This window comes from Faecalicatena fissicatena (genome assembly GCF_016900595.1).
Lineage (GTDB): Bacteria > Bacillota > Clostridia > Lachnospirales > Lachnospiraceae > Claveliimonas > Claveliimonas intestinigallinarum.
The window spans coordinates 55,553-73,730 of sequence record NZ_JACLYY010000012.1; the positions used below are offsets into that span (position 1 = coordinate 55,553).

Here is an 18,178-nt window from a genome sequence, read left to right on the forward strand (position 1 = left end):
CGTCTGGTATCTTTTTGTCTTAATATTCATTATACAGAGTATCCGTAAAACCGTCAATATAGGAGGGACGGCCAGGCTCCCGGATGAACGCTTCCAGAGCGCCGATCCCGGCTCCGGCCAGCACCGCTGCCAGGGCCACCTCCGGGTTGTGGCTGGACAGGCCGATTGGCGGATCACTCCCCGCTGTTTCAGCTCTCCTGGTTCCGGCAGTCATCCCGGGGCTCCCCGAGGAGGCCCCGCAGCATGCGGGCAAACTCCTCGATATAGTAATTGCTCTGCTCCTTGACCCAGAACAGGCAGTAGTTTCTCTCCAGCTGCCTGCCGCCCTGCATGATGGGGAGCCGCCGGATCGCCGCGCCGGCAGGGGGCAGGGTCCCCACGCTCTCGATGGGCAGAAAGCCTCTGTTTCCCGCCACCATCAGCCGCCCCTCCTCCAGGTTCTCGGCAAAGAGGAAGGTTCCCCCAAAGCCCAGCGTATTTTTAAAATAGTCCTCCTCCGTGTTCCGCTGTTCCCGGGAGGAGATCAGGATGCAGGGAGTCCTCTTCAGATCCTCCAGCTCCACGCTGGCCTGCCCCGCAAGCGGATGCCCAGCTGAGAGCTCCGCATAGCAGCCGCAGCGGAGGAGCTGATAGTTGGCATATTTGTCCGAAAAGACCCTGCGCTGGTCATTCAGCACAAGATCCACCCCGCCGAACCGGAGGAGGTCATAAAGCTCCTCATGGGTCCCGTTCACGATGTGGATCGACACCTCCGGGTAGAGCCGGGAGAACTCTGCCACCGCCTGGTTGAGCTCCTGGCCGCTGTAGCAGCGCAGATACCCGATGCGCAGCCGGAGCTCATCGTCCTGGCCGATGCGGATGGTCTGCCGCCGGATCGCATCCACCTCCTCCAGCACCCCTCTGCTCTGGGCGTAAAAGTATTCCCCCGCCGGGGTGAGGGAAAAGCGGCGGTTCTCCCTGTGGATCAGCTCCACCCCCAGCTCCTTTTCCAGCGCCCGTATCTGCTGGGAGATGGCTGACTGGGAGATATAGCACTGCTCCGCCGCCTCTGTAAAGCTGCCCCGGACCACCACAGCCACAAAATATTTCATCTGTCTGAGCAGCAAAAAATCACCTTCCATTTCACTGTCTGTACCTGCTTTTCAGTTACAGTCTAGCAAAAAGGAAGGCGGTTTGTCTACTGCGTACTTTTGTCTGACGTATTTTGTCTTTCTATTCCTCCGGTCTTAAGGGGCCGTAGAAACAGGAGGCTGTGGCTCCCCCGTCAACGAGGAAATCTGCGCCTGTGATAAAGGCGCCCTTGCCGCTCATGAGCAGCTACGCCACATTGCCCACCTCGTCCGCCGCCTCGTTCACACATCTGAGGGCATTCAGGCTCCTGGGATAGCCGATAAAGGGAAGACACTGGGAAATGATCTTGATCAGAAATGCCTTGTCATTTCCCACCATCATATTGTTCACGGCGTGGGAGGTGAGCTGGGGCTCGCAGCCTCCCTGGGCCGACAGAAAGCAGAAGGTGATCATCTCCCGCTGCCTGTAGTCCAGGCCTCCCCTCGTGTAGTAATCCCCGAAGCAGTTGTCTGTGAGCCATCTGTTGATATGCCTGCTCTCTTCCGGTCCGGAGCCGGCAAATCCTCTCATGGACTCTCCCATGATGTCCACCATGGCCTGCTCTCCCGCCTCCAGCCTGTTCTCTGTAGTCGTCGTCGCCTGGGGCTCCAGGGGAAGCGCGACGCCCCGCTGCTCCAAAATGTCATTTACAGCATGCAGGAAGGGGAAGACTCTGCCGATCCCCAGGTAGGCCACAGCCTGGTAGACGATCTCTTTTACCTCCACCGGTGTCACGCTAAAGTTCAGGGCCGCCGGGACCATGGCCTGAAATTCGTCCACGCTCTGGCTCCCCACCAGGGTGGCCAGGATGGCCATCATGCGGGTCCGGTCGTCCAGGTCATCGCTGTTGACCACCTCGTCAAAGGCAAAGTTGTCAAACCGCTCTATGAATTCCGGGTCTGTCTCCAGGAATTTCGACTTGTATCCCGGGAACATCCTCTCATGATACCTTTTTGAAGCCTCTGTAATGCTCATCTCTATCACTCTCCTTATGCTCACATGGTCTTTTTCACCCAGGCCTCCACCTGGGCTCTGGACCCGGCCGCCTCCGCGCCGTGGATGGATAGGCCCTTCTCAACTGCTGCTCCCGGGCAGATCTTCTTTAGATCTCTCTCACTGCTGCCCATGCCGCTTCCCTCGTTGGTGCAGAAGGGAAGGATCCGCTTGCCGGACAGGTCATAGTGCTCCAGAAATGTAAACATGGCCATGGGCATAGTGCCCCACCAGTTGGGGTAACCCACGAAAATCGTATCGTACCCGTCCAGGCTGTCCATATAAGATTTCAGCTCCGGGCGCGCGCCCTCCCTGAGCTCGGCCTTGGCCTCCTCAATGCATGTATAGTAATCCGCGTCGTAGGTCTTCACTGTCTCCACCTGGAACAGGTCAGCTCCTGTCATCTCCGCGATCATCTCCGCCACGATCTCTGTGTTTCCTCTGGTGAGGTTCTTGATGCTTCCGTTCCAATAGTTCTCACCTTTTCTTGAATAATAAACGATCAATGTCTTTCCCATTGCAAATTCCTCCTCCATTTCTATTTCCTGGTCGGGAAACTGCTGCCTGCCTCAAACTTTGCCGCCACGTCCTTCAGATAGTCGGTGATGGGCAGATGCTGGGGACAGGCCCTCTCGCACTGCCTGCAGCCGATACAGTCGCTGGCCTTCCCGTGCTTCAGGCTGATATTGTTATAGTAGACCGCCTGGCTGGAGAAGCTGCCGGTAGTCCGGGAAATGCTGTTGTACAGCGCAAAATACTCAGGGATGGCGATCCCCTTCGGACATCCGTGGGTGCAGTAGGAGCAGGCCGTACAGGGGATGGGCGTATTTTTCTCTATGATCTCTGTCACCTGGCGGATGACAGCCATCTCCTCCTCTGTGATGGGCCTGAAATCCCTGAACGTAGCTGTATTGTCCATCACCTGCTCCATGGTGTTCATGCCGGACAGCACCCGCACCACACCCTCCTGGCTGGCCGCAAAGCGAAAAGCCCAGGACGCGAAGGAGGTCTCCGGCGCATATTCTCTCATCAGCTTCTTCGCCTCCTCCGGCAGGTTGACGAGGGTCCCCCCTTTACAGGGCTCCATGACAAACACGGGCTTGTGGTACTTATTGGCCACCTCCAGGCAGCGGCGGGACTGCACGTTGGGCTGCTCCCAGTCCACATAGTTGATCTGGAGCTGGACAAAGTCAAGCATCTCCCCGTAGTTTTCCAAAATCTCATCCAGAAGCTCCGGCATGTCGTGGAAGGACATGCCCAGATACCGGATCTTCCCCTCCGCCTTTTTCTTTGCCGCGAAGCCGAAGGCGTCGTATTTACGGCACTTTTCATAGACATTGGTGCCCATGTTGTGGAGGAGGTAATAGTCAAAATACTCCACGCCGCAGTGCTTCAGCTGCTCATTGAAAATGCGCTCCATATCCTCTGCATCTTTAAAATCCCGCAGGGGGAGCTTGGTGGCCAGCTCGAAGCTGTCTCTTGGATGGCGCTCCACAAGAGCCTTTTTTACCGCCTCCTCGCAGTGGTAGCCGTGATACGTGTAAGCCGCGTCAAAGTAGGTAAAGCCCCGCTCCATATAGGTGTCAAACAGCTTTTCTATCAGGGGATAGTCAAAAGACGCCGGATCATCCGCATTGAGGAGGGGAAGACGCATGCATCCGTAACCAAACTGATATTTTTCCATTTCCATCATCCTTTCTTTTCATTTTCCTGCTTTATATTTTATATCGCTCTCAAAATACTGCAATTTCAATTTCCGATCATATCTATAAGTGGAACTTATGCGAAAAGCAGAGGCCTCCTCCCCGGTCTCTGCTTTTCTCTTTCTGTCCATATTCCTATTTCCATATACTTTCTGGTTTATCTCCCCCTCCTGCAGGCCAGGAAGGGCACAGTCAGGCAGATCACAAAAAGACCTGCCGTCATCAGCGCCGCCGGGCCCGCAGGCCAGTGGAAGGCAAACCAGGATATCCGACTTCCCATGAAGGCCCCCAGGGCCGCCAGGATGGCGCTCCCCACTGTCAGAAGGAGGGCGGCCGCGGCCAGGACATAGAAGCTCCCTTCCGCCGCCAGCATCCACCGCAGCTGCCGCCTGGTCATGCCGATCCTCTCCAGCATGTCAAATTCCCTGCGCCGGGACAAAATTTCGGTGACGCAGACATTAAAATAGTTCAGGAGCCCGGCAAAGATGAGAAGGACCGCGATGACGCCAAAGACCAGGTTGCTGACAAAGATGTAGCTTCCGGCCTCCTCAAGAAGATCCTCTGCGCTGATGAAAAAGACGCCGGCCTCCCCCGCCTCCTCCCTCCGCCTGTTCTCCGCCGCGGTGATCCTCTCGACATCCTTCTGGACGTCCGCCTCCCGGCCGTCCTCTGCGTCCAGCTCCACAAGGAGGGTCTTAGCCTCTGTGGGGAGCTTGTCAAATCCCTCCCGGCTGATGACAAAATAGAGGATGTTCTCCCCGTGCCAGCTTCTGGGGAAATCCGGGAAACCCTCCGCCTTCGTGTCCATGTAGCCACACAGGATGAGTGGCCGGGAGGTCTTTCTTTCCACCTCTCCCATCTGCTCCAGTTCCTCCTGGGTGGCCTCCATCCTTCTCTCCCTCTCCTCCTTTGTCCAGAGTGTGGAAAAGGTGATAGGCTCCCCCACGCTCTCCCCGGCCAGCCTTTCCTTGGCCGGGGACAGGATGTGGTCGTGGAGAAGAAGAACGCCGGTACCTGCCGCCAGGCTCTCCATGTCAACCTCCAGGTCATGCTCCCTGGCAAAAGCTGTCAGCTCCCGTATCTCCTCCTCCGACAGGATCTGGACTGTGCAGTAATCCGCCCCCAGCATGACCTCCACCGGAAGTCCGGAGCTTCCGTACTCCTCCTCCAGCTCCTTTACGCTGTCATCTGTGTCGTTCAGGGGCTCCAGCCCCTTCCTGCTGAAGGTGGGGGACAGATAGCCTCCCTCCACCAGCTTCACGCTGCTCTGGTCCACGCCCTCCGCGGCCAGGAGCTGCTCTTTTACCTCCTGGCTGATGGGAGAGAATTCGTCATAGTCGTTGTCATAGAGAAGGGAAAATCCATCCTTGCCGGTGAGGAAGGGATCCCTTTCCAGGTCTCCTCCCAGATCTCCCTCCCCCTCCTCCGCCGGATAGCAGGAGCTCCCCGCCACCACAAAATCCGGTCTCTGTGCCACAGCGCCCCTGTAGTCCGCGCCCCGGGCCACCACAAGAGCCCCCAGGGCCGCCTCCACCCCGAGGAACAGGGACAGGACGGTGAGGAGGAACCGGGCCCGGTGACGGGTCACGTTCTGCCAGGCCATGAAGACAAGCTCTCTTCCTGGCGAGCAGGGTCTTCTCCTCTTTTTCTTTCCGGCAGCCGCCCTTCTCTTTCTCCTCTCTCCCGGTCTGCCCCCGGTGTAGGCGGAGGCCTCCGGGCCGCTTAAGCGGATCACCCTCAGGATGGCCGGCAGAGCCGCCCCTCCTGCCGACAGCAGGGCAAAGACCGCGCAGGCCGCCAGGATGCCGGGCCGGAAAAAGGTAACGCTTTCGGCCCCGCCCCAGTCTCCCAGATACCGCTCTCCCAGTGCTGTGGGCACCCACGTAAGAAGGAGAAGGGCGGACAGGGCAGTTCCCCCCAGCACGCCTCCCAGGATCGGACCTTTAAGCTGTCCCAGATAAAAATCCCGAAGCTGGCCGTCCGTCATGCCCAGAATGTGCAGAAGTCCCATTTGCCGGACATCCCCGGCCATGGAGATCTGCATCACATTGTAGATAAGAAAGAACATGCCCGTCAGGATGACCGCTGCCGCCAGGGCCGCTGCCCCGTAGCCTCCGGCCAGCCGCCTCACCGCCTCGTAGGAGGCCGTGTTTCCTCCTGTGAACCGCTGATCCTCCGTCTCCAGCCCCACATCCCGGTAGAGCCTCTCCTCCGTCTGCTGTCCGCCAAGAGTGTCCCTCTGCAGGATGAGAAGCTCCAGCTCCTCCTCCAGGCTGCCTCCCCACTCCTCCAGCTTTTCCTCAGAGATGTAGCCCTGGGCCTCCTGGCCGGAGCCCGCCGTGTAGTCTGTGTACCAGCCGCTTAACAGAAAGGTCTCCCGGCGCTTCTCAAAGAGCCCCGTCTCCACCTCCAGGGAAATCTCCATGCCCTCCCGGGGCCGGCTGATCCCCAGGTCTTCCAGAGCCCGCACCGGCAGCATGATCTCCTGCTCTTCGGCGGGGTAATGGCTCTCTATCCCCGTGTAGGCGGGGCTTACCATGATCTCCCAGGCAGTCTCATCCAGGGCCGACAGCCGGCAGACATAGCCCTCCCCCTTGAGATCCCCTCCCTCGGGTTCCTCTCCCTTGGGGCTCACTGCCCGGCCGGCAGGGGCCTTTCTCCCCACAGCCCGAATGTAGGAGAGGCTGCGGATAGACTCATACTGAGATATGTCCGCCCCCTCCAGGCAGGTGGAGGCTGCTGTCCCCGCCTGCCGGACAGAGCGGATCCGCTCTGCCTCTAGCCTTCCCGTGGAGAAGGCAAAGATCACGGCCAGTGCCGCTGTACAAAAGAGCACCGCAAAAAAGAGGATCCTGTTTCTCCCCGCAGCCGCCCGGGCCCCCCGCCTGGCCAGCATCCTCATAGCCTGCCGGGCGCTCCCGGCTATTCTCCCTCTGTGCTCTCTCATACCTTCTCACCCCCTGACAGCTTCCCGTCAGACATGCGGAGGATCCGGTCCGCCATCTGGGCAGCCGCCTCCTGGTGGGTCACAAGGATCACTGTCTGATGGAATCGGTCCGCGCAGGTCCGCAGAAGCCCCATCACCTCCATGCCTGTCACAGAGTCCAGGCTGCCTGTGGGCTCGTCGGCAAGCAGAATGGCGGGCTTGGTGACCAGAGCCCGGGCGATGGCCGCCCGCTGCTGCTGTCCCCCGGAGAGAGTCTGGGGCATCTGGCCCAGCTTCTCCTTTATCCCCAGGGCCGTCACCAGCTCCTCCAGAAAGGTCTCGTCCGGCTCCTCCCCGTCCAGCCGCAGGGGCAGGACGATATTTTCATACACATCCAGCATAGGAACCAGATTGAACTGCTGAAAGACAAACCCGATATTCCTCCTGCGAAAGACCGTTCTCTCCTCCCGTGTCATATCCTTCAGGCTGTTCCTGCGTATCCATACGCCCCCCGCTGTGGGCTCCTCCAGGCCGCCCAGCAGGTTCAAAAGAGTGGTCTTGCCGCTTCCCGATGTGCCGACGACGGCCAGAAATTCCCCCTCCTCTACGCAGAGAGTCACCCCGTCCAGGGCACGGACCTCATAGGTGTCTGTCACATAATATTTCTTCAGGCCTGCGGCTCTTACGATCTCCATCTTCCTGTCCTCCTTCATAATGCACCAGCGGCAGGGACGGACACGCGCCCCTGCCGCCGTATTCTGTTTTCAGTATAGAGGATAAATCTTACAGACTCCTAACAAAAATGCAGTCTTTTCGTTTTTCCATCTCTTCAGGAAATGACATTCGCTCCTCTCCTGTCTTTTATACGCGGCGCTATATGTCAGGCAGGCAGATCCTCACCTCCACGCCGGGATCCCTGCGCTGTATCTCCATAAAGCCTCCATGCCGGGCCGTGATCTCCCTCGCCAGATAGAGGCCCACGCCCAGCCCCTCCTGAGAGGCTGCCCTTCTTCCCCTGTAAAACCGCCGGAACACCAGGGCCTCCTCCCCCTCGTCGATGCCGATCCCCTCGTCCGCCACCCGGATGGTCAGATACAGTTCGCCTCTGGATACCCCCACCCATATGTGTCCGCCCTCAAGGCTGTACTTGACTGCGTTGTCCAGCACATTCCACAGGGCCTCCCCCAGCCAGCCCGGGTCATGCGGGCAGTCCAGCCCTCCGGGCAGATCTTCCAGGATCTCCACGCCCTTCTCCTTTGCCCTGGGGCGGGCCTGGGCAAGGGCCGCCTCTATGGTACCGGCAATGTCCCTCTCCTCCTTCCGGATGCGGATGATGTTGTTTTCCAGCCGGGAGATCCGGATAAACTCCTCGGTCAGGAAGCGGAGCTTTTCCTGGGAGCTTCGCAGTGCCTCCAGATACAGGGGCACGGGATCGGGCACAGAGGCCTCCCCCGCACATTCTTCTCCGGCGCCCCTCCTCTCTGAGAGCTCTCCCTCCAGCAGCTCCAGGTAGGTGCCCCCGTTTGCCAGGGGCGTGCGCATCTGGTGTGCGATCTCCGTGATCAGCTCCTGGATCCGCCTCCGGCTCGCCGCAAGCTCCTCCTGCCGTCCCCGGTTCATGCGCTGGATGCGCACCAGCATATGCTCTATGCGGCCGTAGAGGGTCTCCTCCCCCGCCGCCCTCTCCTGTATGTCCCTTTCGTCCAGCACGTCCCGCGCAAGGCCTGCCAGCTCCTCCAGCTCCTCCGCCCTTCTCCTTCTCTGCTCATGAAGGACAAGAGCAGAAGAAATCCCCGCTCCCAGGACGGCTCCCGCCGCAATCCATATCCACACAGCGCTCTTTCCCCCTCTCACTCTCCGAAGCGGTATCCCAGGCCGAAGACATTCTGGATGTAGCTCTCCTGCCCGGGCCGGGTATCGATCTTTTTGCGCAGCCGGTTTACCGTGACGCTCACAGTCCCCTCACCCACAAACCGGCCGTCCACATCCCAGACCTGTTCCAGGATGCTCTCCTTTCCAAGGACCCGCCCCTGATTTCTCATGAAGAGCTCCAGGAGACGGTACTCTCTGGGCGTCAGGGGGAGGGGCTGTCCGGCCAGGCTTGCCTCCTTCCTCTCCGGCCAGAGGGTCAGCTCCCGGCAGACAAGAACCTGCCCCTGCCTGGCCTCACTCCTTCGCAGCACGGCCCTGATCCGGCGGGAGAGCACCTGCATGGGGAAGGGCTTCACCACATAGTCGTCAGCCCCCGCATCGAAGGCCGCCAGCATGTCCCCCTCCTCGTCCCGGGCTGTGAGAAAGATGCCGGGGATCGGCCTGCTCTTCGTCAGCTCCCGGTACAGACGGATCCCGTCCCCGTCAGGCAGCGTGATATCCACAAGGAGGAGGCAGACAGAAGGCTCTAGCCGCTCCCGCGCCTCCCGGCAGGAGCGGGCCAGAGCTGTCTCATATCCCTCTTTTTTCAGAAAAATTTCCAGGGCCTGCCCCAGAAGCCGGTCGTCCTCTATGATCTCTATCTTCATGTCCCTTTTTCCTTCCCTTCTGCCCTGGAGTGCACGGCCTGCCCACCCGCAGCTCCCGGTAGACATTTTCTCATACTGACGCTATCATACCATATATACCGGCTTCTGTAAAAAAAGAAACTTTTTCAGGAAAATCTGTAACAAACATACCGGGATCTGCGTCTAATGTGCAAAGAGGGGAGGTGACGACACGGTGAAGGTTGATTTTGAAGAGCTGTACGACCGTTTTTTCAGGGATGTGTATCTCTTTGTCCTCTCCATGAGCAGGGATCCCCACACGGCAGAGGAAATCACCCAGGAGACCTTCTTCCGGGCCCTGAAGGACATCCGCCATTTTAAAGGAGGCTGCTCTGTCACATCCTGGCTGTGTCAGATCGCCAAGAACCTCTACATGGATCAGCTCCGAAGGGGGAAACGCCTGGTGCCGCAGGAGGCCGCGGGCGAGAGTCTGGCCGAGCGGCAGATGCCGGCTCCGGACGTGTCCGAGGCCTGTATCCAAAAGGAGGAGGCTCTCTCCATCTACCGGGTCCTCCACTGCCTGGACGAGCCCTACAAGGAGGTCTTCACTCTGCGGACCTTGGGGGAGCTGAGCTTCCGGGAGATCGGGGATATCTTTGGAAAACAGGAGAACTGGGCCAGAGTCACCTACTACCGGGCCAGGATGAAGATCATAAAAGAGCTGTCCCAGGACAGCCTGCAGTAAATGCATGAAAGGATGTGTATGTCATGAAAATTTCCTGCGATATTGTGAGGGACCTGCTGCCCCTGTACAAGGACAATGTGTGCAGCGACGCCAGCAAAGACATGGTGGAGGACCACCTCTCCGGCTGTGAGAACTGCCGGGCATACTACGAAAAGATGAGCGCAGAGCTTCCGGAAATCACCTCCGGCGGCGAGGACGCGAAGCAGATAGAAAGGGACCGGGATTTGTTTGAGAGGCTTGCCCGGAAGCTGACCTTCCGCCAGGTCATGACCGCCGGCGCGGCGGCCCTCATCCTGCTGGCCCTGTACGCGGCCCTCACCTCCTCCGCCCCCTTCATGGTCTTGGCCAGAGAGTGGGTGGCGGAGGCTGTGCCAGTGCTGGATAAGAGGATTTCTGTGGACGACGTGGAGGTACAGGATGTGTACCGTCTGGAGGACGGCTCCATCTACTGCTCCTTTAATGTGAACACCTATATCTCCTCCTTTGACCGCCAGTATGTGGTGGAGGATAAGTCCAGCCCCGAAGTGGATGTCAGCGCCTCCGGCGGCAATACCAACGGCATCTCCCTTCAGAGATACTGGTCTGATTTTCCAAAAGCAGAGGGCTATTCCTCCTCCTTCTATTTCCTCGTGCCGGAGGAGCTCACCTACTACCGGGAGGATCCTGTGACAGCGGAGCACAGGCTTGTCCGCCGGACCTCTGACGGGGTCTACTTTGTGGGGAAGGGAGGCGAGATCCTGCCTCTCTATGAGGAGGGGGATCCCATCTCCGACGCGCCCGGGGACATAGAAGAGCTGGTGCGGGAAAATAGGTCCGCGCACGAAACAAAGGAGAGTGAGGGATGGATGCCCTCCGTCGACTATTCCGAAAACTACTGCTATGTCCTCTCCTTTAACGAGAAAGAGTAAAAGCCTATCTTCTGATCCGGATCCGGTAGGACGCCTCAAAGACCTTTCCAGGCTCCAGACTGTTCTCCCACTCCCGGTCCTTCAGCTCCCCGTCAAAGCCCTCTCTGTCGCAGCGCCCGTACCAGGGCTCGATGCAGACAAAGGGGGCCTTCTTCTTCGGCGGAGACCAGATCCCCACAAGAGGGGCTTCAAAGGACACCTGCAGGTACTCCCTGCCCTTCGGATCCACAAGGGAGACGCTGCCGGCCTGGCCGTTTTCCAGGATCAGGGCATCTCCGTCAAAGAGGTGCTCGCTGACAGGCAGCAGGCCGTCCTTCAGCTCAAAGGTGACCTCCTGGTCCGTGGCAAGTCCCCCCTGCCCGAATACCCGGTTCACAAAGGATGGCCGCTTCTCCCCCTGTCTGTCCCGGATGCAGAGGCTGTAGTCGACCTGCTTCTCCCACTCTCTCACAGGGCAGCAAAAAGCCGGATGTGCGCCGATGGCAAAATACATATCGCTGCTGCCGGTGTTTGTCACCCGCCACATCACCAGGAGCTCCTTATCCTCCAGCCGGTAGCCGATCTCCAGCCGGAAGGGGAAGGGGTACACCTCCCTTGTCTCCTCATCGTCCTCCAGGACAAACCAGGCCTCTCTCTGTGTCACGCTGGCCAGGGCGAAATCCTTATCTCTGGCAAAGCCGTGCTGGCCCATGGGGTATTTCACGTCCCCGATCCTGTATTTTTTATCCCGCACGCCTCCCACAAAGGGGAAAAGAACCGGAGACGTCCTTCCCCAGTAGGCAGGATCCCCCTTCCACATATACTCTGTGCCCCTGGCCTTCTGCTTCAGCGATTTCAGCTCCGCCCCGTGGAGGCTGATCTGGGCCTCCAGCGACTCATTTTCCAGTTTTATCTTAATCCCTTCCAGTCCCATCTTTCACATTTACTCCTTCTCTTTTTCTCCAAACAGGAAGTCTCCCACCATTTTCAGCTCGTCCAGATACATGCAGTTTGGCAGGGTGTCTTCCTCCACCTGCCTCCAGCACTCCCGGTAGTCCATCCAGCGCACGGCCTCCACCTCCGACTCCTGGAGGGTGAGGGCGGTCTCGTCCACCGGCTCCCGGTAGATATAGACGGCGCTCAGCTCATTGTCCCGGAAGGGCCTGCCGTAGAAGACATCCTCAAACTGTGCCCGGCGCATGCCCACAAAGTGAAGCTCCTCCTCCCGGGCCCGGATGCCCAGCTCCTCAGCGAGCTCCCGGATGGCGGAGGGGAGGTAATCGTCCCCCGCCTCCACATGTCCAGCGGAGGAGATATCCCAGCACCCCGGATTGGAGTCCTTGCAGGCGCTCCTCTTCTGCAGGAGAAGATCCCAGCCGCCCTCCTTTTTCCGGACGATCCAGACGTGAGCGGTGGGGTGGAGGCTCCCCTCAAGATGGGCCACGCCCCTCTCCCTCACAAGGCCCGTCCTTGTGCCGTCCTCATTTAAAATGTCGAAGAGCTCCAGCGGCCTTCCGTCCAGGGCGGCCTCCAGAAGGGTGTCCGTCCTGTCGTAGACAAGCTTCAGGGAGAAAAAAGGCCGCCCCTCATTCAGGAGGCGGAAAAAGATCTTGTCTCCCTCCCAGATGTTCAGGCAAAGCACTTCCTCCTTGTCCACCCACTCCAGCTGTCCCTCGTCGCAGGGGTGGGGCTCCCCGGTAAATCCGTCCGCCGTGTAGAGGGACATGTACTCCGTGGTGTCCTCCCCGTAGATAAAAGTAACGATCCCCCGGTACTGCCAGGAGGTAAGGGTGTACCCCGTCTCCTCCCACACCTCCCGCAGAAGGCACTCCTCCGGGCTCTCGTTCCTCTCAAAATGTCCGCCCACACCGATCCACTTGTCTTTATTTACATCCTCCTTCTTCACCGTCCGGTGAAGCATCAGGTATTTCCCGTCCTGCTCAATGTAGCAGAGTGTACTCAGTCTCGTCATGGCCCTCCCTCTCATCCTCCTTCGGCTCCACAAGGAACCCTCTTTTTCTCAGGTCCTCCTCTATCATATCCAGAGTCTCCTCGCTGTCCGCCGTGATCCTGTGATAGTGATACCCCGAGGTAATATTTTTCAGAGGGCTGGACTTCCCGCTTTTGATGTCGCTGATAAATTCCGCCACTCTTCTCCTGGAGGTGATGTGCAGATCCGCCTCCAGGTGCCCGTACACCCTGTGGTTCACCATGACGTTCTCCACCGCGCCGCCCAGATCCACGATGGCGCACAGCTCCTCCTCCAGCTGGTCGTCTGTGTGCTTCACCTTCAGCACCCGGCTGACAGAGGGCGCTGTCCCCAGTATATAGCCCCGGTTGGTGGAGATGATCTCATAGCCCGCGGCCCGGATCAGGGCAACGTCCTGCACGATCACCTGCCGGCTCACATGGTAGAGAGCGGCCAGACTCTTTGCGGGAACCGGTCTTCCGCTCTCCTGGATCCTCCGGACGATATCTTCTCTTCTATCAGAACCAGTCATTTTCTTCTGGCCTCCTTTGCTTCTCGTTTTTCCGACTGCCTACAGGGCGTGGAGATTTTTCATAGAAATGTCCAGTATGGGAGCCGAATGAGTGAGGGCCCCGCTGGAAATATAATCCACCCCAGTGGACACAAGGCTGGCAATATTCTCCTTTGTCACGTTTCCCGAGCACTCGGTTTCAGCCCTGCCGTCTATGAGGCGCACCGCCTCCTTCATCTCCTCCGGGGACATGTTGTCCAGCATGATAATGTCGGCTCCCGCCTCAACGGCCTCCTTCACCATCTCCAGATTTTCCGTCTCCACCTCGATCCTGCGCACAAAGGGCGCATACTCCCTTGCCATGCGGACGGCTTCCCTCACGCCGCCGGCGGCGCCGATATGGTTGTCCTTCAAAAGCACCCCGTCGGACAGATTGTAGCGGTGGTTGTATCCGCCTCCCACGCGGACCGCATATTTCTCAAAAACGCGCATATTGGGCGTGGTCTTCCTTGTATCCAAAAGGCGGATGCCCGTCCCCTCCAGGAGATCCGCCACGGAGCGGGTGTAGGTGGCGATACCGCTCATCCGCTGCAGATAGTTGAGAGCCACCCTCTCACCGGACAGAAGTACCCGGATGTCTCCCTCCACCTTGCCCATGAGCTGTCCTTTAGTCACTCTCTCGCCGTCCCGGCAGAAGAAAACGACCTCCGTATTCTCGTCCAGAAGCTGGAAGACTCTCCGGAACACATCAAGGCCCGCAATCACGCCCTCCTGCTTGGCGATCAGATCCACCTGCCCGGGCACGGCCTCCTTCATCACCGCGTTTGTCGTCACATCCTCGCTGGAAATATCCTCCTTCAGCGCCTCCAGAAGCAGGTGATCCACCTGCAGTGTCATTGTAATTCTGTTCATCTCATCTCTCTCCTTGCTGTTTTCCATTATACTATTTTCTGCTCTGCCATGTCCAGAGTCTCCTGTGCTGTTCTGCGGGCAATATCCTTTGCCGCCCTTCTGGCAAATACAAGGCTCTCCAGCAGGGAGTTGCTGGCCAGCCGGTTGGCCCCGTGGACTCCGTTGCAGCTCGTCTCCCCCGCCGCGTAGAGACAGGGCATGGATGTGCGGCTCTCACTGTCCACCCAGATACCGCCCATAAAATAGTGCTGGGCCGGCACCACGGGAATCCTCTCCCTTGTCACATCATACCCCTCCTCCAGGCAATGGCGGTAAATATTGGGGAAATGGCTCAGGATCTTCTCCCTGGGAATGGGGGCCATAGACAGCCACACATGATCCGTCCCGTCCTTTTCCATCTGCTTTTGGATCGCCTCCGTCACCACGTCCCTGGGAAGCAGCTCATCCACAAATCTCTCTCCGTCCCGGTTCAGCAGCCAGGCTCCCTCTCCCCTCACTGACTCGGAGATGAGAAACCTGCGTCCCGGCTTCCTGGAGTAGAGTGTAGTGGGATGGATCTGAACATAGTCCAGGTGCTCCAGACGGATACCATGCTTTTTCGCAATGTCGATGGCGTCCCCGGTCAGGTGGGGAAAATTAGTGGAATGCCTGTATCTGCCGCCAATGCCTCCGCTTGCCAGAATCGTGAATGGCGCCCGTATGGCGATCCTCTCCTCGCCCTTCCTCGCGAGAACCCCCGTGCAGCGTCCCTTCTCTTCTATAATATCTGTCATCTCCGTATACTCATACAGCGTGACATTCTCCAGCTTTCTCACCTGATCCAGGAGATGGCTCGTGATCTCCTTCCCCGTGATATCCTCGTGGAAGAGAATTCTGGGCCTGGAGTGGGCCCCCTCCCTTGTGTAGGCGAACCCACCGTTGCTGTCCTTCGCAAATTCCACGCCGTACCCAACTAACTCCCTGATGATCTGGCGGGAACCGCGGATCATAATATCCACAGACTCCCTCCGGTTCTCGTAGTGTCCGGCCCGCATAGTGTCCTCAAAATAACTGTCGTAGTCCTCCTCGTCCCGGAGCACACATATCCCGCCCTGTGCCAGGAAAGAATCGCTGCTCTCCAGGTCAGCCTTCGTGATCATGACAATATTCAGATTCCGGGGCAGGCTGAGGGCGGCAAAAAGTCCCGCCACGCCGGTTCCCACGATCACTGTGTCCGCATGTATCTTCATGCTCTTTGCACCTCCTTTTATCTTATTTCGCCGCCAGGTCCATCATCCTCTCAAGAGGCTTTGCGGCCTGGCTGGCAGAGCTTTCTTCCACATGGATCTCATTGTTTCCCGTCCTCAGCACATCTCTGATCTTCTCCAGGGTGATAGTCTTCATATCCTCGCAGACAGGCTCTGTATCAGGAAAATAAAATGTCTTGCCCGGATTTTTCCGCTCCAGCTCCCACCGAACCCCGCTCTCTGTGCAGACGATGAACTCTCTGGAAGGGCTGTCCTGGGCATACCTGATGATCCCAGAGGTGCTTCCTACATAGTCTGCCATGTCACAGATGGCAGCGGGACATTCCGGGTGGACAAGAGTCAGCGCCTCCGGGTGCTGCCGCCTTGCCCTCTCTATCTCCCGAACCTTCATGCTTTCATGGACGGGACAAAAGCCGTCGTTGAAGACAAAGTGCTTTTCCGGCACCTGCCGGGCCACGAACCGGGCCAGATTTCTGTCCGGAATAAAGAAGATATGCCTGTTGGGCAGCTCTCGCACGATCTGTACCGCATTGGCCGAGGTAACGCACACATCGGAATGTCTTTTCAGCTCTGCCGTGGAGTTGATGTAGCACACTACCGCCAGGTCATCGTATGTATCCCGCATTTTCTGAATAGTCTCCGGATCCGCCATGTGGGCCATGGCGCAGTCCGCCGACACCTCCGGCATGAGCACCACCTTCTCCGGGTTCAGGATCTTGGCGCTCTCCCCCATGAAAAACACGCCGGCAAAGACAATCACCCGGCAGGTCAGCTTTTCTGCTGTCCGGCTCAGATAAAAGGAATCCCCTGTATAGTCGGCAATCTCCTGTACCTCCGGCCGCACGTAATAGTGGGCCAGAATCACCGCGTCCTTTTCTTTTTTTAATTGATTGATCTCCTCTTTGATATCCATATCATTTTCTCCTTTTTAACACGAACTTTCCCCATTATACCACTGTTATTTACATGTGACAAGACACATGTATTTACAAATATGCGAGAGTAAGATTACATATAAGGCCTTGCGTCCCCGTAATCTGTATGCTATACTGTTTAGGTTGTTAATAGTTTACCATGATAAAGTAGTAGAGGAGAAAAGTACATGAAGAAAATCGCATTTATCGGAAGCAGCGGAGGCAATCTCTTTAAACAGGGCGGGAATGACATCCAGGGCATGATGAAGGAGATCCTTCTCCAGACAAGGGCCGCCCAGATGGAGGTGGCCGCCGTGCAGTATATACTGGCCTCCTCCAGTCTGGACACAGCAGGGCAGGACAGCCCCGCAAAGCTGTACACCTGGAGGGACGGGGAGCTGTATCTGGAAAAGGAGGGCACCCTCTCCCAGATCAACGACGCCGCCCTGGAGGTGGACGCCCGCATCGCCCAGATGGTACGTGAAGGGCAGATCGACGGCGTCATGTTCGTCAGCGCGGAGCCTGACAGGATCAACCACCTCGCTTTCCAGGCCGCCATAGAGGCCCAGCTTCCCCTGGCCGGCACCGGCGGCAGCTCTGTGGCAAAGGTGCAGAGCATGGGCGGAAAGGTCCTGTCTGCCTCCGGCACCACCGGGACCACCAACCGGACGAGAGCCGTGGCCTTCACCACCGCCTTCGCCAGGGAGTGGGGCATCCGCTACCGCCCCGTCATCGGAAAGACCGGGGCCCAGGCCGCGGAAAATCTCCAGACCAATATATGGAAGCGGATCAATTTCCGGGGCATCATGATGACAAGTCTCCCCGCCTTCATCGCCATGGCCCTCTGCCTTGCCATCAGCCGCATCCCGGTCCTGACGGACCTGTCCAATGTGTTTGACACGCTGGTTGCCTCCATCCCTGTAGTCATCTGTGCCATAGCCGCCAAACAGGTGTCAGGCCTGGACGAGGTAGGCGTAGTGGCCGGCATTGTCTCCGGCGTGCTGGCTGTGGACGGCGGCATCATCGGCGGACTCATTGTGGGTATCGTGGCCGGCGTTTTCTCCTATTACATAAGCATTTTCTGCTTTCGCCACAACATTCCCGGTACAACGGCAAATATCGCCGCAGGCGGGCTGGGCGGACTGGCCGCGGGCCTCATCGGCATGTATCTCATATCGCCTGTTGCCCTCTGGCTTGGCAATCTGATCTGCGACGCCATCAACGCGGCCATTGACATCAACCCGGTGCTTGCGGGGGCCCTGGCCGGCGTGCTCATCTGGCCGGCTATCATCGGAGGCGTGTACCACGCAGCCATCCTGCCTATCGTTCTTCTGGAGATGGAGGAGGCCGGCTTCAGCTTCCTGGGCGCTATCGACATGACAGGGCTTGTCATGGTGTCAGCTGGCATCACACTGGCCAATGTGCTCTTCCCCAAGGACAAAGGGCAGGCTGCGGCAGCCCTTCCCGGCTTCCTTGTAAATGTGTGCTTCGGCACCTTCGTGGAGGCCGCCTATCCCTTCATGTTCTCCAGCCGGATCGTCTTTGGCGGAGCGCTCATAAGCGCCTGCGTCTCCGGAGCCCTGGTGGGACTTTTTAACGTCAGGGGAACCGCCTATGTGCCTTCCGTGGTGGCGCCAGCCATGGCCAACGAGGGGCACGGACTCCAGTTTCTGATCTGTATGCTGGTGGCTGCGGTCCTGGCCTTTATCATCACCTCCCTGGCCAACGTAAGGGAGAAGAAAAAAGCATAAATCTCAGGCAGCGCTTCCGGAAGGCGGCGCTGC

At 58.4% G+C, this 18,178-nt stretch carries 19 protein-coding genes; 3 read left to right on the forward strand and 16 right to left on the reverse strand.

The genetic code is table 11. The features are described from left to right. Positions 1-19: 19 nt before the first annotated feature. The 10 genes from H7U36_RS11935 to H7U36_RS11975 form a co-directional block, all read right to left on the reverse strand. Positions 20-214, reverse strand: a complete 195-nt coding sequence (locus H7U36_RS11935; RefSeq protein WP_205156227.1) for a hypothetical protein — start codon at positions 212-214, stop codon at positions 20-22. Beyond that, complete coding sequence (locus H7U36_RS11940; RefSeq protein WP_243426760.1) at positions 189-1,091, reverse strand: LysR family transcriptional regulator; 903 nt, start codon at positions 1,089-1,091, stop codon at positions 189-191. Before H7U36_RS11940 ends, H7U36_RS11935 begins: the two co-directional genes overlap by 26 nt. A gap of 226 nt (positions 1,092-1,317) precedes the next feature. After that, positions 1,318-2,085 (reverse strand): carboxymuconolactone decarboxylase family protein, encoded by a 768-nt coding sequence (locus H7U36_RS11945; protein WP_033124222.1) that lies wholly within the window; start codon positions 2,083-2,085, stop codon positions 1,318-1,320. A 20-nt stretch (positions 2,086-2,105) separates the two neighbouring features. Beyond that, entirely contained in the window at positions 2,106-2,621 is a 516-nt protein-coding gene (locus H7U36_RS11950) for a flavodoxin (protein ID WP_205156228.1), read from the reverse strand. Between the two features lie 20 nt (positions 2,622-2,641). Continuing rightward, positions 2,642-3,787 carry an aldo/keto reductase gene (locus H7U36_RS11955; protein WP_330637126.1) on the reverse strand — a complete coding sequence of 382 codons (1,146 nt, stop codon included), beginning with the start codon at positions 3,785-3,787 and terminating at the stop codon, positions 2,642-2,644. An 18-nt stretch (positions 3,788-3,805) separates the two neighbouring features. Beyond that, the gene (locus tag H7U36_RS15320) at positions 3,806-3,937 is read right to left on the reverse strand and encodes a hypothetical protein (RefSeq protein ID WP_275951607.1); all 132 of its coding nucleotides are present in this window, start codon (positions 3,935-3,937) and stop codon (positions 3,806-3,808) included. Between the two features lie 26 nt (positions 3,938-3,963). Then, complete coding sequence (locus tag H7U36_RS11960; RefSeq protein WP_205156230.1) at positions 3,964-6,753, reverse strand: FtsX-like permease family protein; 2,790 nt, start codon at positions 6,751-6,753, stop codon at positions 3,964-3,966. Beyond that, positions 6,750-7,427, reverse strand: a complete 678-nt coding sequence (locus tag H7U36_RS11965; protein WP_191428361.1) for an ABC transporter ATP-binding protein — start codon at positions 7,425-7,427, stop codon at positions 6,750-6,752. The genes H7U36_RS11960 and H7U36_RS11965 overlap by 4 nt, the downstream gene beginning before the upstream one ends. 178 nt (positions 7,428-7,605) lie before the next feature. After that, the gene (locus H7U36_RS11970) at positions 7,606-8,565 is read right to left on the reverse strand and encodes a sensor histidine kinase (protein WP_191428362.1); all 960 of its coding nucleotides are present in this window, start codon (positions 8,563-8,565) and stop codon (positions 7,606-7,608) included. A 17-nt stretch (positions 8,566-8,582) separates the two neighbouring features. After that, the gene (locus H7U36_RS11975) at positions 8,583-9,251 is read right to left on the reverse strand and encodes a response regulator transcription factor (protein WP_191428363.1); all 669 of its coding nucleotides are present in this window, start codon (positions 9,249-9,251) and stop codon (positions 8,583-8,585) included. A gap of 193 nt (positions 9,252-9,444) precedes the next feature. Between H7U36_RS11975 and H7U36_RS11980 the strand changes: the two genes are divergently transcribed. Together H7U36_RS11980 and H7U36_RS11985 are read left to right on the forward strand one after the other, a co-directional pair. Then, complete coding sequence (locus H7U36_RS11980) at positions 9,445-9,954, forward strand: RNA polymerase sigma factor (protein WP_191428364.1); 510 nt, start codon at positions 9,445-9,447, stop codon at positions 9,952-9,954. Positions 9,955-9,977: 23 nt separating this feature from the next. Continuing rightward, a complete protein-coding gene (locus H7U36_RS11985; RefSeq protein WP_205156231.1) occupies positions 9,978-10,862 on the forward strand; it encodes a zf-HC2 domain-containing protein in 885 nt (294 codons plus the stop codon). Between the two features lie 4 nt (positions 10,863-10,866). On the opposite strand, the gene H7U36_RS11990 is transcribed toward H7U36_RS11985, so the two are convergent. Genes H7U36_RS11990 through nadA form a run of 6 tightly spaced genes read right to left on the reverse strand, consistent with a single transcriptional unit; the run spans position 10,867 to position 16,393 of the window. Next, on the reverse strand, positions 10,867-11,775 hold the full coding sequence (locus H7U36_RS11990; protein WP_171031521.1) for an aldose 1-epimerase family protein: 909 nt from the start codon (positions 11,773-11,775) through the stop codon (positions 10,867-10,869). 9 nt (positions 11,776-11,784) lie between these two features. Continuing rightward, positions 11,785-12,813 (reverse strand): NUDIX domain-containing protein, encoded by a 1,029-nt coding sequence (locus tag H7U36_RS11995; protein ID WP_205156232.1) that lies wholly within the window; start codon positions 12,811-12,813, stop codon positions 11,785-11,787. Beyond that, positions 12,782-13,342: a transcription repressor NadR gene (locus tag H7U36_RS12000; protein WP_033124226.1), complete on the reverse strand. Its 561-nt coding sequence runs from the start codon at positions 13,340-13,342 to the stop codon at positions 12,782-12,784. Before H7U36_RS12000 ends, H7U36_RS11995 begins: the two co-directional genes overlap by 32 nt. Before the next feature lie 39 nt (positions 13,343-13,381). Then, positions 13,382-14,233, reverse strand: coding sequence for a carboxylating nicotinate-nucleotide diphosphorylase (gene nadC / locus H7U36_RS12005; protein WP_033124254.1), 852 nt, complete (start codon positions 14,231-14,233; stop codon positions 13,382-13,384). A 26-nt stretch (positions 14,234-14,259) separates the two neighbouring features. Continuing rightward, positions 14,260-15,462, reverse strand: a complete 1,203-nt coding sequence (locus H7U36_RS12010) for an L-aspartate oxidase (RefSeq protein WP_033124227.1) — start codon at positions 15,460-15,462, stop codon at positions 14,260-14,262. Positions 15,463-15,484: 22 nt separating this feature from the next. After that, positions 15,485-16,393, reverse strand: coding sequence for a quinolinate synthase NadA (gene nadA / locus H7U36_RS12015; RefSeq protein ID WP_033124228.1), 909 nt, complete (start codon positions 16,391-16,393; stop codon positions 15,485-15,487). Positions 16,394-16,582: 189 nt separating this feature from the next. Between nadA and H7U36_RS12020 the strand changes: the two genes are divergently transcribed. Continuing rightward, positions 16,583-18,145, forward strand: coding sequence for a PTS sugar transporter subunit IIABC family protein (locus H7U36_RS12020; RefSeq protein ID WP_033124229.1), 1,563 nt, complete (start codon positions 16,583-16,585; stop codon positions 18,143-18,145). Positions 18,146-18,178: the final 33 nt, after the last annotated feature.

Bases quoted from the DNA above. Each gene is read 5' to 3' on its own strand.
- H7U36_RS11965 (WP_191428361.1), bottom strand. From the start codon at position 7,427: ATGGAGATCGTAAGAGCCGCAGGCCTGAAGAAATATTATGTGACAGAC.
- H7U36_RS12020 (WP_033124229.1), top strand. From the start codon at position 16,583: ATGAAGAAAATCGCATTTATCGGAAGCAGCGGAGGCAATCTCTTTAAA.
- H7U36_RS11940 (WP_243426760.1), bottom strand. From the start codon at position 1,091: ATGAAATATTTTGTGGCTGTGGTGGTCCGGGGCAGCTTTACAGAGGCG.
- nadA (WP_033124228.1), bottom strand. From the start codon at position 16,393: ATGGATATCAAAGAGGAGATCAATCAATTAAAAAAAGAAAAGGACGCG.
- H7U36_RS15320 (WP_275951607.1), bottom strand. From the start codon at position 3,937: ATGGACAGAAAGAGAAAAGCAGAGACCGGGGAGGAGGCCTCTGCTTTT.
- H7U36_RS11990 (WP_171031521.1), bottom strand. From the start codon at position 11,775: ATGGGACTGGAAGGGATTAAGATAAAACTGGAAAATGAGTCGCTGGAG.
- H7U36_RS11995 (WP_205156232.1), bottom strand. From the start codon at position 12,813: ATGACGAGACTGAGTACACTCTGCTACATTGAGCAGGACGGGAAATAC.
- H7U36_RS11975 (WP_191428363.1), bottom strand. From the start codon at position 9,251: ATGAAGATAGAGATCATAGAGGACGACCGGCTTCTGGGGCAGGCCCTG.
- H7U36_RS11935 (WP_205156227.1), bottom strand. From the start codon at position 214: ATGACTGCCGGAACCAGGAGAGCTGAAACAGCGGGGAGTGATCCGCCA.
- H7U36_RS11985 (WP_205156231.1), top strand. From the start codon at position 9,978: ATGAAAATTTCCTGCGATATTGTGAGGGACCTGCTGCCCCTGTACAAG.
- H7U36_RS11950 (WP_205156228.1), bottom strand. From the start codon at position 2,621: ATGGGAAAGACATTGATCGTTTATTATTCAAGAAAAGGTGAGAACTAT.
- nadC (WP_033124254.1), bottom strand. From the start codon at position 14,233: ATGAACAGAATTACAATGACACTGCAGGTGGATCACCTGCTTCTGGAG.
- H7U36_RS11960 (WP_205156230.1), bottom strand. From the start codon at position 6,753: ATGAGAGAGCACAGAGGGAGAATAGCCGGGAGCGCCCGGCAGGCTATG.
- H7U36_RS11955 (WP_330637126.1), bottom strand. From the start codon at position 3,787: ATGGAAAAATATCAGTTTGGTTACGGATGCATGCGTCTTCCCCTCCTC.
- H7U36_RS12010 (WP_033124227.1), bottom strand. From the start codon at position 15,462: ATGAAGATACATGCGGACACAGTGATCGTGGGAACCGGCGTGGCGGGA.
- H7U36_RS11945 (WP_033124222.1), bottom strand. From the start codon at position 2,085: ATGAGCATTACAGAGGCTTCAAAAAGGTATCATGAGAGGATGTTCCCG.
- H7U36_RS12000 (WP_033124226.1), bottom strand. From the start codon at position 13,342: ATGACTGGTTCTGATAGAAGAGAAGATATCGTCCGGAGGATCCAGGAG.